Raw genomic sequence first — 15161 nt, 5'->3', positions numbered from 1 at the left:
ATCATTACTTGTAATTACTGCTTACGAGGTGGATAAAAATATTTTCGAGTGAAGGTGAAATGATTCTGGATTCTGTAATGTCCAGATCGTGTTTCTTTAAGAGTGCTGTCACATCGACCAGTACATTTTCAGGATTTTGTGAAAGAATATCAATTCTGTCACCGAATGCCTGTGTGTCATATTTCAGGTTTTCCCTGATAATCCGGGAGACTTTTCTGACATCATCACAGTAGATTTCCAGAACAGACATGTCAACCGTATCTTTCACTTCCTGTGGCTTTCCGAGAGAGATTATCTCTCCTTTGTTCATCAATCCGATACGGTTGCATCTTTCTGCCTCATCGAGATAGGGAGTAGTGAGCAGAATTGTGATGCCATCTGCCTGAAGTCTGGAAAGTATCTTCCAAAAATCTCTTCGGGAGACAGGATCCACCCCTGTGGTAGGTTCATCGAGAAACAAGATTTTTGGCTTGTGAATCAACGAGCAGGCAAGTGCGAGCTTTTGTTTCATTCCACCCGATAGTTTGTCCGCAAATCTGTCCCGGAATTTGATGAGTCTCATCAGTTCAAGCAACTCATCCCGTCTCTCCTCGAAATGCCTTACATTATGAATGTTCGCAAAAAACCTGATATTTTCATCGACTGTCAGGTCGCCATAAAGGGAGAACTTCTGTGAGAGATAACCGATATTGTTTTGGATATCCTTTTTTGCTTTTGATAATTCCTTGTTGAAAATGGTTACGGATCCGCTTGTTGGTTTCGTGAGTCCACAAAGAATTCGCATCGTGGTGGTTTTTCCTGCTCCGTCAGGACCCACCAGACCAAACATTTCACCTTCCTGAATTGAAAGGTCAATCGAGTTTACAGCCAAAGTCTCGCCGTATGTTTTTTTTAACGAAGTTATCTCTATCACCGGCATATTATCGAACCTCGTGGCATTTCAGGCGGCTTTCAAACCGGTCAGGAGAGAATGAACTATAATTTGATAAACGCATCAGCGGGCATTCCATCTTTTAGCTCATTATTCTGGTTTTTTACTCTGACCTTCACTTCATATACGAGACGGGTTCTTTCATCCTCGGTCTGTATATTTTTGGGAGTGAAGGCTGCTTCGGGTGAAATGAAGATTACCTTGCCTGTGTAGGATTTGTTCGGGTAGCTGTCAATTTTTATTTCAACGGGCTGACCTGTCTTTACCTTGCCAAGATCTGTTTCCTGTACATAGACGATCAAATCGAGTTCATCCTGTGCGGAAATCTTAACCAGAGACGACATGGCACCGGCAACCTCTCCTTTTTTTACATATTTTTTTACGATTTTACCGGAGATGGGGGAAATGACTAAACATTTCTCAATGGCATTTTTGAGGATATCTGCACTTGCAGAAGCCTCCTTTTTCCGGGCTGCTGCCGATTTAAGTTCTTCGGGTCTGACGATGGTTTTCACCTTCTGCAGATTTTCCCTTGCAGCATCCAGTTGAGATTTCAGCACTTTCAATCGGGTTTCTGCATCATCATACTGCTTTTTGGTCATTGACCCGGTACCGTAGAGGTTTTTAATCCGGGCAAAATCAGATTCGGCGAGTTGCAGATTTGCCTCGAGTTGTGATGTCACCTCCTCCGCCTGTTTGATATCCTCTTTCCGGGCACCGCTCAAAAGCAGACTGTATTGGGCGTCGGCACCTTCGATCAGAGCTCCCGTTTTTGCGAGTTGAAGAAGCAGATTGGAATCATCTATCTTGACAATGGTGTCGTTTTCCTTCACCACATCTCCTTCTTCAAAAGGGAAATTGACGACAAGTCCGGGTGTTTGCGAAGAGAGTGTTACGCTGATAGCCTCAAGATTCCCGGAGACTTTAATTTTGGATGTGTCGGTTTCTTCCTTACATCCGGTTAATATCAGTCCGGTAACAAGTAAAACTGAGAGAATCTTAAATATTCTCATTCTGTATAACTCCATAGATCATGGTTGAAAATTCTTCCTTCCCCTTTGGGGTCAGAATTGTGTTGAACAAAAATTTGTAGAAGAGGGAAAGGGATTCATTAATCGTATATCCCGACTGGTCGAGAAATTCTTTTTTTAGTATTTCTCTTATGGATGCGACGAGAATCGTAACGATAAAAATGACGGGATATTCTTTTATATAACCCTCATCTCTTCCCTGAGCGTAAATTTTGGAAATGGTTTTTCTCATCATCTCACTTCGAAAATCATCGAAATCCTTCCAAAGAAGAGGCATTTCCGTCTGGAGTTCCTTGAAAAGCACAGTGGAAATCATGGCGGTTTCCGTAAGCATGTGTTTTAGAATGAAGACAAGTTTCACAACCGAGGGGACATCCTTCTGCATGATTTCAGCCACCACCGAAGATGCTTTGAAAATGAACGATCTGAAAGCGGCTTCCACAAGTTCTTCTTTCGAATTGTAGTATTTGTAAATCGTTTTTTTACTGATCTTCATCCCTTTCGCGACCTCGTCCATCGGAATGGTCGCAAATCCCTTTTCTCTGTAGAGGGAAAAGGCGTACAGGGCGATCTTCTCTTTTTTATCTGTTTTTTGCATCATGGAAACTAAAATTAATAATTACGGTTTCTAAAATAGCATATGGAAACTTAAAAGTCAATAGCAAGTTTCCATTTTATTGCATTTTTAACAAATTAATTTGAAGAAAGATGAATAAAAGGGTTATTCGGTTAAATTTACACTGGTAATTTTCAAAATTTAAGGTTCCCCCTTGGAGAAATCCCTTCATCAAAAAGGTATCATCGCTGTTGTAATCGCTGCACTTCTTTGGAGCACTGGCGGATTATTTATAAAGCTGATAAGCCTCAACTCGATCCAGCTCTCATTTTTCAGGTCTTTCTTTGCCGGACTGGTGATACTGCTTTTGTTTAGGGGGAAAGCGTTAAAGTTTAACGGCTGGTCTTTAATGACGGGGCTCTTCTACGCCGGGGTTCTCGTGTTTTTTGTGATGGCGACGAAGCTTACCACTGCTGCAAATGCAATTTTTCTACAGTACACTGCACCGATTTATGTCCTGATCCTTGAACCGCTTCTTTTAAAGACCAAATTTGAGCGAATAAATCTTATAACAATAGTTTTTTGTTTCATTGGAATGGCACTTTTCTTTGTAGGGAAACTTTCGCCCGGGGATATAGAGGGGAATTCGTTCGCACTAATATCTGGCTTGTGCCTTACCGGAATGTTTCTTGGCATGAGGAAATCGGGTGAGGATTACAAATGGAGTACCATTTTCTGGGGGAATTTCTTTGTGGCTCTCTTTTGTGCCTACTCACTTTTTGACATGCCGGCACTCTCAACTAATGATTTCCTGATGGTGGGTTACCTCGGAATTTTCCAGATAGGCATTGCTTATGTCATCTTCAGTTACGGCATCAATAAAGTGGAAGCGATTGAAGCTTCACTGCTTGCCATGATTGAACCTGTTCTCAATCCGGTTTGGGTTCTGATCGGGTACGGCGAGTCACCCTCAATTTATGCAGTAGCTGGTGGTGTGATAATCGTACTGGCGATAGCTCTCAGAACTTTGATGATCGAGAAGCGGCGAAGGCGAAAACCTGCTTTTTAGCTTTGATTTCCCCTTTTTAAGGCGAAAGTCTTTCAATTTTCCACTCATTATCAGCACGGGTGTACAGAATCCTGTCGTGCAGGCGGTTTGGGCGCCCCTGCCAGAATTCCATTTTTGACGGAACCACTTTGTAACCGCCCCAAAAAGGGGGGAGTGGAATCTCACCATCCGTAAACCGTTGTTTCATCGATTCAAATTTCTCCTCAAGATATTCTCTTCCCGGCACCACTTCACTCTGGCTTGAAGCCCATGCACCGATTTGTGAGTCAACGGGTCGCGATTTGAAGTATGTTTCGGATGCCAAAGTGTCGAGTTTCACAGCCTTGCCCGTTATCCTGACCTGTCTCTCGAGGTCGAGCCAGAGGAACAAAATCGCCACATTTTTGTTATTACTGATATGTCGCCCTTTTTCACTCTCATAGTTCGTAAAAAAGATAAATCCGTCGGCTTCAAGTCCTTTTAACAATACAGTTCTTAAAGAGGGTGACCCTTCGGGAGAGACTGTGGAGAGAATCATGGCATTTGGTTCTGTGATTTCAGATTCGAGCGCAACATTGAACCAGAGAGAAAACTGCTCCATCGGGTCTGACTTTATTGAGCTTTCATCCAAATCCGCAAGTTGGTAATTCTTTCTTAAAGCGGCGATTTGATGGTTATCACGATTTGGCATTTCTTTAGTTCCGTTAATTTGATTACTTTTCTTGTTTAAATTTTTGTTCTTAATTGAGAGGGCGAATCACAATTAAAGAACGAATATATACGACAGATCATTCAAAAATAATAAGAGTATTGCAAAAATTATGAGTGAAAACGGTTCACCAAAAGATAAACAGCAATTTGTTGAAGAATTTGGCTCAAACAGTTGGTTTGTAGAGTATCTCTTCGAGGAGTATAAGGACAATCCTGCGGCAGTTCCCGAGCAGTGGAAGAAGTATTTTTCAGGAGAGACTTTCACAGTAGAGCAGGAACCGCAAACACAGCCCGTAAACAGGTCGGAGAGCAGTGCTCCCGCGAGATCGTTTCCGGCTCCACAACCTCTTCCGGGCGACACAACCCGTGTGATTGCAGGCGGTGCGGCAAAAATTCTGCAAAATATGGAGAGTTCACTTACAATTCCGACTGCAACTTCAATAAGAAGTATTGCCGTAAAGATTCTTGAAGAGAACAGACTGCTTATTAATTCCCACCTTGCCAAAGTCAAGGGGGGGAAGGTAAGTTTTACCCATATTATCGGCTGGGCTATTGTTCAGGCAACAAAATTCTATCCTTCGATGAACAATGCCTACTCTGAAAAAGACGGTAAACCGGTTGTAATAAACAGAGAGCATATAAATCTCGGTCTCGCAATTGATGTTGAGAGAAAAGACGGCAGCAGAAATCTGATGGTTCCAAACATCAAAGCTGCTGACACAATGGATTTTAAAAAGTTTTTCGATACCTATGAAGACCTTGTAAAGCGAAGCAGAACAGGCCAGATTGATCCGTCAGAATTCATGGGAACCACCATTTCATTGACAAATCCAGGTACCATCGGCACCATATCATCAGTTCCGAGACTGATGCCGGGTCAGGGAACCATAGTTGCCACGGGCGCGATTCAGTACCCTGCAGAATATGTCGCGATGTCCCCCGGGACAGTTTCCAGTCTTGGTATAAGCAAAGTAATGACCATTACCAGCACTTATGATCACAGAATTATTCAGGGAGCCGAGTCCGGTCTTTTCCTCAAGAAAATCAGCGAAATGATTCTTGGCGAAAACGATTTTTATGAAGAGTTGTTCGAGAGTTTGAAAATTCCGATGCTTCCTCACAAATGGCAAAGTGATCTGGAGCCTGCATTCAGCAACGGTCACACAAGCTACGAGGAGATAGCGAAGCAGGGAAGAGTCCGCCAGATGATTAACATGTTTCGTGTTCGCGGGCATCTGATTGCAACAACAGACCCCCTCGGCAAAAACACTACCTACCACCATGAGCTCGATCCGATATTTTATCAGCTCACGGTTTGGGATCTCGACAGGCAGTTCCTGACACACGATTTTGGCGGGTATAAAACTGCCACACTTCGGAAGATTCTTGAAAAGTTGCACCGCACCTACTGTGAAAATATCGGCGTCGAATATATGCACATTCAGTCGAGTGACGAAAAAGCATGGCTTCAGAACAGAATGGAACCGGTTGAAAATAAACCAAACCTCGATAATCCGACAAAAAAGCAGATACTGAACAAGCTTATCGAAGCTGAAGGATTTGAACATTTCATTCATACGAAATTTGTCGGGCACAAGCGATTTTCACTTGAAGGACTGGAGTCAACCATTCCTGCTCTCGATCAGTTGCTTACCATTGCTGCCGATAACAATGTAAAGGAAATTGTTCTTGGCATGGCTCACCGCGGAAGATTGAATGTACTCACAAATATCGTCGGTAAATCTTACGATTCGATACTCTCTGAATTTGAAGATATCATCGATCCGAATTCTTATGCCGGTTCAGGTGATGTGAAGTACCATCTTGGCGCATACAACAAGGTAAAGACAAGAACCCGCAAGGAAATCGGCGTTTCAATCGCTTCAAATCCGAGTCACCTTGAGTGGGTAAATCCCGTTGTGGAAGGAATTGTAAGAGCAAAACAGACCCGGACAGGAGACATCGAGAGAAGTCACATTATGCCTGTACTGTTGCATGGTGATTCGGCATTTGCCGGACAGGGAGTTGTAGCCGAGACAATTAATCTTTCCCAGCTTGCGGGTTACAAGACAGGCGGCACCATTCACATTGTGACGAACAATCAGATCGGCTTTACCACCACCCCTGAGGAAGCCAGGTCATCAGTCTATGCAACAGATGTGGCAAAAATTGTTCAGGCACCTGTTTTCCATGTTAACGGTGATGATCCCGAGTCTGTACTTCATGTCATCAGAATAGCATTCGACTACCGTCAGAAATTTAAAAAAGATGTAGTAATTGATATTGTTGGTTACAGAAGACACGGCCACAATGAAGGGGACGATCCGGGTTATACACAGCCAATTCTTTACGCAAAAATCAAGAAACACCCGTCTGTTACGAAACAGTATGGTCAGAAACTCGTTGCTGAAGGAGTCATTACTCCTGATGAATTAAAGCAGATGGAATCCGACTACAACAGGAAACTTGAAGACGCACTTCAAAAAGTTGCCAAAAGAAAAATTCAGTTCAAGATTGACATTCCACTCGCGATTAATTCTGAAAAGATTGCTACTGAAAAGAAGGAACATGATACAGCTCTCTCTGAGTCAGAACTTAACGAATTGTTGATTAAAGGTTCCTCACTTCCCGAGGGATTCAATCTGCATCCAAAACTCGTAAAATTCCTCGAAAAAAGGAAGGAGATAGTTGGCGCTGATGACGGACTTGCCGACTGGGCTACTGCCGAATTTCTCGCATTCGCTTCTCTTGTGAAGGAGGGGATTCCGGTTCGATTGAGTGGTCAGGATTGTGTCCGGGGTACATTTACCCAGCGACACATGGCATTTACCGATGTGGTGACCGGTCAGGAGTATTTCCCGATTAATCATATGTATCCAAATCAGGCTCGGGCGGAAATTCTCGACAGCAACCTTTCGGAAGCTGCAGTTATGGGATTTGAATATGGTTACAGCACCGCTGATCCACTCTGTCTCGTAATCTGGGAAGCACAGTTTGGTGATTTTGTGAACGGTGCCCAGATCATTATCGACAATTTTATCGTGGCTTCAAAAGAGAAATGGGATACTCCCAATAATCTCGTTCTTCTTCTGCCGCACGGCTTTGAAGGTCAGGGACCGGAGCACTCGAGTGCCAGGCTTGAAAGATTCCTCATTCTTTGTGCCCAGGAAAACATGGAAGTTTGCCATCTTTCGGATCCGGCAAACTATTTCCATCTTTTGAGGAGACAAATGAAGAAGGATATTCTTCGTCCGCTGGTGGTAATGTCACCGAAAAGTCTTCTTCGTCTGCCTGAAGCAAGATCTCCAAAGCAGCACTTCCTTGAGGGCACTTTCAGAGAGTTCCTTGACGACACTTCGGGACTTGATAAAAAGAAAGTGAAAAAAGTTCTGCTGACAAGCGGCAAGATTTACTATGAGCTGGATAAGTTCAGAAAAGAGAATAATTTTACGGATGTTGCCATAGTGAGAGCGGAGCAGTTGTATCCGTTCGAAGGTGAAATGCTCGCCGGAATTCTCGACTCCTATTCAAATCTCGAGGAATTGCTCTGGGTACAGGAAGAACCGAAAAACATGGGTGCCTGGCATTTCCTCCGCCACAGAATAACCAAAATACTCAAAAAAGATTTGAGCGTTCAGTATGTCGGAAGACCCGAAAGCGCAAGCCCCGCAGTTGGTTCAGGTAAACTCGCTGCCCGACAGCAGGAAGCGATAATCAGGACTGCCTTTACGATGTTGTAAGATTAAGAGGGGACTGCGGAGTCGAGCGGTCCCCTTTGGTCTCTCTAATTTTGGTCACATCTAATTATTTTATCAAAAGACCGGTTTATGAAACAGTTTAATAGTAAATTTTTATTCGTTTTCGTCTTGTTGCTCACCTTTGGCTCCCTCGCTCAGGAGTTTATTCCCGCCCAGGGTTTGAACAGTGACGATTGGGGATACCTGGACATGGGGAGCATGAACAGGGAAAAGATGATGTCCTACCATATAGCTGCAATCAGGAAAAATGGAATCTCAAAAGAATTTCATGTAATTGATCGTGACACAGTTGCCATTTTCACTTATTCTCCCAAAGGTTTGCTAATCATGTCGGTAATAAAACCGGGAGATGTTTTTGCGAAACAATCGTTTGAATTTTCGTATAACGACAGTGACAAGCTTGTTGGATTCACCTGTAAAACCGGAACTGCCTCAAAAATGTCAAGTTACACCCGTGACACTCTTGGACAAATCAATTCCATTCTGACCCAGTCTCCTCCTGAAGATAAAATTGTTTTCAATTTTGTTTACGACAAAGGGAAGCTGCTCGAAGCGGGTGACTACAAAAAAACCGGAGACCGGTTCCTGCACAAGACTAAGAAAGTAGATGTGGTAATTGCGTATGATCTTAATGGAAGGGAAATTCTTAGCAACCGTGATGGTGGTTTAAGAATCGAAAACTCTTTCGACTGGCAGGGAAAATGGACACAAAACAGATATATCTACATCTTCGAGCGGGATCAGCTCTACTCAATTACCGATATCACCTACAAAAATGACCTGATGCAAAAAATCACCGAACGGTACCCGAATGTTTATGGAAATTCCGGGCTGAGGAACAGCATAGAGACTGATATAAAATATGAGACAGGGTTTATGACGAAGAAGCAGGAATAGCAAGGCGAAGTCTGAAGTATGAAGGCTGAAATGCTGAAGTTTCTGCAGAACCGCTGGTCGGTTTAATAACATGATCCTTCCTCCAAAACCTAAAAAATTTGGTTAGTTTCCTCTAAAATTTTAATTTGTAGTCAGTATTAATGATATTTTGCTTTCATACAGTTAAAATTACAGAGTGTTATGGTTAATCATCAGGAACTTTCTTCTCTTATCTGGAATGTGTGCGATGATGTGTTGCGCGGTCTTTTCAAACCACATGAGTATGGTGATATAATCCTCCCGTTTGTGGTGCTACGCAGGCTGGATTGTGTAATAGAACCGAAAAAGGATGAGGCATTCAGGCTACATGAAGAGTACAAAGACAGAGTGAGTGATCCCTCCGCCATCATAAAAAGTCAACTGAAAACGCAGTTTTACAACTGTTCCAAATACGACCTTTCGAGACTAAAGCAAGACCCTAAAAACCTTCACCTCAATTTCCAGAGCTACCTCAACGGCTTCTCCAAAAATGTTTATGACATCATTGAAAATTTCCAGATTCAAAAACCTGTCGATAAACTGAACAAAAACAACAAACTCTTCCTCTTTATCGAGAAATTTACGACTGTCGATCTTCATCCCGAAGTGGTGGACAACCACGCCATGGGACAGATTTTTGAGGAACTGCTCCGAAGATTTTCGGAGATGAGCAACGAAACAAGCGGTGAGCACTATACCCCGAGGGATATTGTGCAACTGCTGGTTGCACTTTTGTTCTCAGAGAGTTCAGACGATCTCAAGGGTGAGGGGAAAATCCGCTCTTTGTTCGATCCGTGCTGCGGAACGGGAGGTCTCCTCACAATCGGAAAGAAGTGGGTGCTCGACAACATCAACCCAAATATCGAAATCAGGTTAAGCGGACAGGAACTCAATCCACAGACCTACTCAATCTGCAAATCCGACATGCTGATTTCAGGAGAAACTCCTGACAGCATAAAACTGGGCTCATCCCTCTCTGAGGATGGATTTCAGGGAGAGAAATTTGAATATATGATGACCAATCCGCCGTTTGGTGTGAGCTGGAAAAGCGAGGAAGAATTTATCACGGAAGAGGCACAAAATCCGCACGGAAGATTTTTTGCAGGGACTCCCCGCACTTCCGACGGCTCCCTGCTCTTTCTCCAGCATATGATTTCGAAAATGGAGCCAAAAGGTTCGAGAATCGGGATTATCTTCAATGGATCGCCCCTTTTTACGGGTGATGCAGGTTCGGGTGAAAGCGAAATAAGGAAGTGGATTATCGAGAATGACCTGCTCGAGTGTATTGTTCAGCTCCCTGATTCTCTCTTTTTTAACACGGGTATCACTACATACATCTGGATTGTGAACAATAAAAAACGGGATGCGAGAAAAGGGAAAGTGCAACTGATAAACGCTTCCGAACTTTTCAAACCGATGAAAAAATCGCTCGGAAGCAAACGGAAGGAAGTGTCACAGGAGCAGATTGACCTTATAGTAAAGACATACTCCGGTTTTGTCGAAACGGATATTTGCAAAATATTTTCTAACCCGTTTTTCGGATATACCAAAGTGACGGTGGAACAACCTCTCCTTGAAAACGGCCTCCCCGTTAAGGATAAAAAAGGGAACATCAAACCCGACACTTCTCTTCGGGATTACGAGAGAATTCCACTTGGTGTTGATATCGATGAGTATTTTGCAAGGGAAGTTAAACCTCATCTTCCAACTGCTTATATGGACAGAAGCAAGGATGCCCGGGGTTATGAGATAAACTTCACAAAGTATTTCTACCGGTATAAACCTCTCAGATCATTGGATGAAATCGCCAAAGACCTGCTCGAGCTTGAAAAGGAATCGGAAGGCTTAATGAAAGAAATCCTAAAATGATCTCCCGGTATGATGCATACAAGGATTCGCGTGTTGAGTGGATCGGTGAGATTCCTGAACATTGGGAAATGATCAAACTAAAGTATCTTGGTAAAGCGTTGATTGGTTTATCCTACCAACCAGAAGAAATTGTTGACGATGAGACGCAAGGAATTCTTGTTTTACGCTCTTCAAATATTCAAAATGGCAAGCTGTCGCTATTAGACAATGTTTATGTTAAATCCAAGGTGAAAGAAGATCTAAAAGTTAAAGAAGGGGACATACTTATTTGTTCACGAAATGGAAGTAGATCGTTAATAGGGAAAAACATCACAATTAGTAAAGACTTGGTCGGCAATACATTCGGTGCATTCATGACAGTCTTAAGGACACCAAATTATAAATTTATCTCAAAAGTTTTCAATTCGAGGGTTTTTTCAGAGCAATCGGGGTTATTTTTAACTTCGACGATAAATCAACTTACTCAGGAAACTTTAAACAATTTTCTTATTCCATTCACTCTTTTAGAACACGAACAAACCCAAATCGTATCATATCTTGACGAAAAAACTGCCCTGATAGACAAACTGATATCGGTTAAACAGCGGAAGATTGAACTCCTTAAGGAGAAACGAACTGCCCTCATAAACCATGCTGTCACCAAAGGTTTGAACCCGAATGTCAAAATGAAAGATTCGGGCATTGAGTGGATCGGTGAGATTCCTGAACATTGGGGATACAAAAAAACAACTCATTGTTTTGGACTAATTGGAAGCGGGACTACGCCAACTTCGAATAACCCTGAATATTATGAGGATGGAGAAATAAACTGGTTACAGACAGGTGACCTCAACGATGGAATAATTTCAAAAACATCCAAATTAATAACTCAAAAGGCGTTTGATGATGTGAATCTCAAATTATATCCTGCAAATAGTTTGATTATAGCGATGTATGGTGCTACAATCGGAAAAGTTGGGTTGCTAAAAATCGAAACCACTACTAATCAAGCATGTTGCGTGTTAGCCCAACCGAGAGGTGTTTTTGTTAACTATATATTTTACTGGTTTATATCAAATAAGGATAAAATAGTAAGCTTAGCTTATGGTGGTGGGCAACCAAACATCAGTCAGGAAACGATAAAGTCCTTAAGAATTCATTGTCCCCCCATTCCCGAACAAACCCAAATCGTAACATACCTTGATGAAAAGACCAAAGAAATTGATGATCTTTTGAATATTGAGCAGAAGAAAATAGACCTTTTAAAGGAGTACCGACAGTCGCTGATATCAGAAGTGGTAACAGGTAAAATAAAAGTAACAACAGATTAAAAATTATGACCACCCCGACCGAAAAACGCTTTGAAGTTCACATAGAAAACTCCCTCGTATCGCAGGGATACACCTCACTGCCATACACAAAATATGACAGGGGGCTCTGTCTTATTCCCGATGAGGTTACAGGATTTATTAGATCCACACAGCCTAAGGAGTGGGAGAAACTTGAACTGCAATACGGCGATTCCGCATCATCAAAAGTTCTTGGAAGAATATCCGATGAAATTGGGAAACGGGGTATTGTTGATGTCCTGCGAAACGGAGTAAAAGACAGAGGTGCCAATCTCAGACTGGTCTATTTTCAACCCAACAGCGGACTGAACAAAGAGCATGAAAATCTCTACCGGATGAACCGGCTTACTCTCGTCCGGCAGCTCAGGTATTCAATAAAAAATGAGAATTCAATCGATATGGTGCTCTTTGTGAACGGTCTCCCCGTACTCACAATGGAACTGAAGAATCAGTTGACCGGTCAGAGCTACAAGGATTCAGAAAAACAATATAAAGCGGCACGAGACCCGGCGGAACCACTTCTTCGCTTCAAACGGTGTGCGGTACATTTCTGTGTGGATAACGATAATGTATCCATGACCACGCAACTCGCTGGGGACAAAACCCGGTTCCTCCCTTACAACAAGGATATCGAGAATCCCGTGAACTACGACGGATACCGGACACATTACCTTTGGGAGGAAGTGCTGGCTCCCACATCCCTCTGTGATATCCTTGAGAATTTTGTTCACCTTGCCACCGAATTGTCAACAGAATGGGACAGCTCAAAAGGGAAAGTGGTTGACAAAACAAAGGAAGTGCTGGTTTTCCCCCGTTACCACCAGCTTACAGTAATCAGACGACTTAAAGACGCAATCAGGGAAGAGGGAGTCGGACACAATTATCTGATTCAGCATACAACAGGTTCGGGGAAATCGTATTCCATCGGCTGGCTGGCACATCTTTTGACCTCTCTCTATAAAACAAAGGACGACACCAAAAGGATGTTCGACAGCATCATTGTGGTTACAGACAGAATTGTACTGGACAAACAGCTACAGCGGACAGTCAAGCAACTGGAACAGACACACGGAGTCGTAAACAAGGTGGAGGCGGGCTCCAAACAGCTAAAGCAGTACCTCGAAAGCGGGAAGGATATTATAGTCACTACCATTCAGAAATTCCCCTTCATTTCTGAAGAAATGGTGAAAATGGGGAATAAAACCTTTGGAGTGATAATAGATGAAGTGCATTCCTCGCAGTCGGGTGAAAGTGCCAAACACCTGAAAAAAACCCTCACAGCTTCGCAGGATTCTGATGATGATGGTGAAACCGATTATGAAGATAAAATTCTTCAGGAGATACAAAGCCGGGGGAAACAGAATCACATCTCATTTTTTGGTTTTACGGGTACTCCAAAAAACAAAACTCTGGAACTCTTTGGCAGGAAAAGAGCCGACGGAATGTTCGAAGCTTTTCATTATTACACAATGAGGCAGTCGATCTATGAAGGGTTCACCCTTGATGTAATTCAAAATTACACAACATATAAAAGGTGGTTCAAGGTTATCCAAAAAAGTGAGGAGGATAAAAAACTTCCCGAGAGCAGGGCAACCAGAGCACTGGTTAATTTTGTCGATTCGCACGAAGAGACTATTCACCGGAAAGTGATGATCATTCTCGATCAGTTCAGGAACAAGACTGAAAAAACCATCGGTGGCAAGGGGAGAGGGATGGTGGTCGTAAGGTCACGACTTCATTGTGTGCTCTTTTTTCAGGAGATGGTAAAACAGATGAGGGAGCTTGCACTTCCTTACTCCTGTCTCGTTGCTTTCAGCGGAACCGTCACCTATAACGGGGAGGAATTTACAGAGGACTCGTTGAACCGGGGAAACGGACTCGCTTACGGAATTCCGATAGAAAAGGGATTGAAAGACCCCCGCTACAGAATCCTGATTGTATCGAGCAAATTTCAGACAGGGTATGACGAACCGTTGCTCCACTCAATGTTTGTGGACAAGGTTTTAAACGGTATCCAGTGCGTTCAGACCCTTTCCAGACTCAACAGGGTGACTACAGGGAAAACGGAAACATTTGTCCTCGATTTTGTGAACAAGTATGAAGATATTATCCTTTCTTTTGAACCGTTCTTTACCACAACGCTTCTCTCGGAAGAGACCGACCCGAACAAACTTTATGATATTGAGACTAACATCAGAGGCTACAACCTGTTCACAAAACAGGAAACTGATGATTTTTGCAAAGAGTTTTATTCTGAAAAAGCCACAGATGAACTGCTTCAACCACTGATCGACAAGGTTGTGGAAAGATGGAGAGAGCTGAACGACCCCGAAGATAAGAGCAACTTTAAGTCGGAAATACAATCTTACATTCGACTTTACGGCTATATTTCGCAGATAATCAACTTTGAGGATGTGAATCTTGAAAAACTGTTTGTCTTCCTGAAGTACCTCAACAAAAAACTGCCGAAGAACTCTGAATCGGGCATCGACCTTTCAAAGTCAGTTGATCTTGAGTCACTTCGCATACAAATGATCAGCGAAAATAATACCATTCTCGACTATGATCCCGGAATCCTTGATCCCATCACCGCAGAAGCGGTACAAAAACCGGAGGAACCACAGGAACTCCTGTCGGAAATCATCCGGAAAATCAACGAAGTCTTTGGTGAGCAGCTCACAGACGAGCACCGGATAATGATTCAGCATGTAAATGAGCGAATGCATAAACACGAGGGCCTCCAAAAAGTAATGGCAGGCGACAATTCAGAACAAAACAAAAAGAAAAAATTCGAAGAGATCCTGAACGAAACCCTCCTCAGCTATGTAAACACCCAGTTTGATTTCTATCAGAAACTTGAGAACCCCCGGGTGAAGAGTATTCTCATGGATGTGATATACAGGCAGTACGGGAGGATGGGGGTGTGAGGGGGAAGTGCAGAATAGAAAAATCAAACAGTTTATGCTTTCAAGCAAACCGGGCAATACAGATTTTACTTTTATTATGATGCAAGG

10 protein-coding genes are annotated in these 15161 nt (G+C 42.9%); 6 read left to right on the top strand and 4 right to left on the bottom strand.

From position 1 onward, the window contains the following. Window positions 1-4: 4 nt before the first annotated feature. The 3 genes from LCH52_03095 to LCH52_03085 are packed head-to-tail and all read right to left on the bottom strand — an operon-like array spanning window position 5 to window position 2563. Window positions 5-919 carry an ABC transporter ATP-binding protein gene (locus tag LCH52_03095; GenBank protein MCA0387459.1) on the bottom strand — a complete coding sequence of 305 codons (915 nt, stop codon included), beginning with the start codon at window positions 917-919 and terminating at the stop codon, window positions 5-7. Window positions 920-975: 56 nt separating this feature from the next. After that, on the bottom strand, window positions 976-1944 hold the full coding sequence (locus tag LCH52_03090) for an efflux RND transporter periplasmic adaptor subunit (GenBank protein MCA0387458.1): 969 nt from the start codon (window positions 1942-1944) through the stop codon (window positions 976-978). Further along, the gene (locus LCH52_03085) at window positions 1931-2563 is read right to left on the bottom strand and encodes a TetR/AcrR family transcriptional regulator (protein ID MCA0387457.1); all 633 of its coding nucleotides are present in this window, start codon (window positions 2561-2563) and stop codon (window positions 1931-1933) included. The genes LCH52_03090 and LCH52_03085 overlap by 14 nt, the downstream gene beginning before the upstream one ends. Before the next feature lie 169 nt (window positions 2564-2732). Between LCH52_03085 and LCH52_03080 the strand changes: the two genes are divergently transcribed. Next, a complete protein-coding gene (locus tag LCH52_03080; GenBank protein ID MCA0387456.1) occupies window positions 2733-3587 on the top strand; it encodes an EamA family transporter in 855 nt (284 codons plus the stop codon). A 16-nt stretch (window positions 3588-3603) separates the two neighbouring features. Here LCH52_03080 and pdxH read toward each other — a convergent pair whose 3' ends face one another. Then, window positions 3604-4257 (bottom strand): pyridoxamine 5'-phosphate oxidase, encoded by a 654-nt coding sequence (gene pdxH, locus LCH52_03075; protein MCA0387455.1) that lies wholly within the window; start codon window positions 4255-4257, stop codon window positions 3604-3606. Window positions 4258-4387: 130 nt separating this feature from the next. On the opposite strand from pdxH, the gene LCH52_03070 reads away from it, so the two are divergent. The 5 genes from LCH52_03070 (at window position 4388) to LCH52_03050 (ending at window position 15074) form a co-directional block, all read left to right on the top strand. Further along, window positions 4388-8017, top strand: coding sequence for a multifunctional oxoglutarate decarboxylase/oxoglutarate dehydrogenase thiamine pyrophosphate-binding subunit/dihydrolipoyllysine-residue succinyltransferase subunit (locus LCH52_03070; GenBank protein MCA0387454.1), 3630 nt, complete (start codon window positions 4388-4390; stop codon window positions 8015-8017). An 87-nt stretch (window positions 8018-8104) separates the two neighbouring features. Next, window positions 8105-8932, top strand: coding sequence for a hypothetical protein (locus LCH52_03065; GenBank protein MCA0387453.1), 828 nt, complete (start codon window positions 8105-8107; stop codon window positions 8930-8932). Between the two features lie 180 nt (window positions 8933-9112). Beyond that, entirely contained in the window at window positions 9113-10819 is a 1707-nt protein-coding gene (locus LCH52_03060; GenBank protein MCA0387452.1) for a type I restriction-modification system subunit M, read from the top strand. Further along, window positions 10816-12129, top strand: coding sequence for a restriction endonuclease subunit S (locus LCH52_03055; protein ID MCA0387451.1), 1314 nt, complete (start codon window positions 10816-10818; stop codon window positions 12127-12129). Before LCH52_03060 ends, LCH52_03055 begins: the two co-directional genes overlap by 4 nt. Window positions 12130-12134: 5 nt before the next feature. Beyond that, the gene (locus LCH52_03050; GenBank protein MCA0387450.1) at window positions 12135-15074 is read left to right on the top strand and encodes a DEAD/DEAH box helicase family protein; all 2940 of its coding nucleotides are present in this window, start codon (window positions 12135-12137) and stop codon (window positions 15072-15074) included. Window positions 15075-15161 lie beyond the last annotated feature (87 nt).

The organism is Bacteroidota bacterium (genome assembly GCA_020161395.1).
Lineage (GTDB): Bacteria > Bacteroidota > Ignavibacteria > Ignavibacteriales > Ignavibacteriaceae > UTCHB3.
Note: the sequence above shows the minus strand (reverse complement) of the source record. Positions and strands in the feature narration are given on the sequence as shown.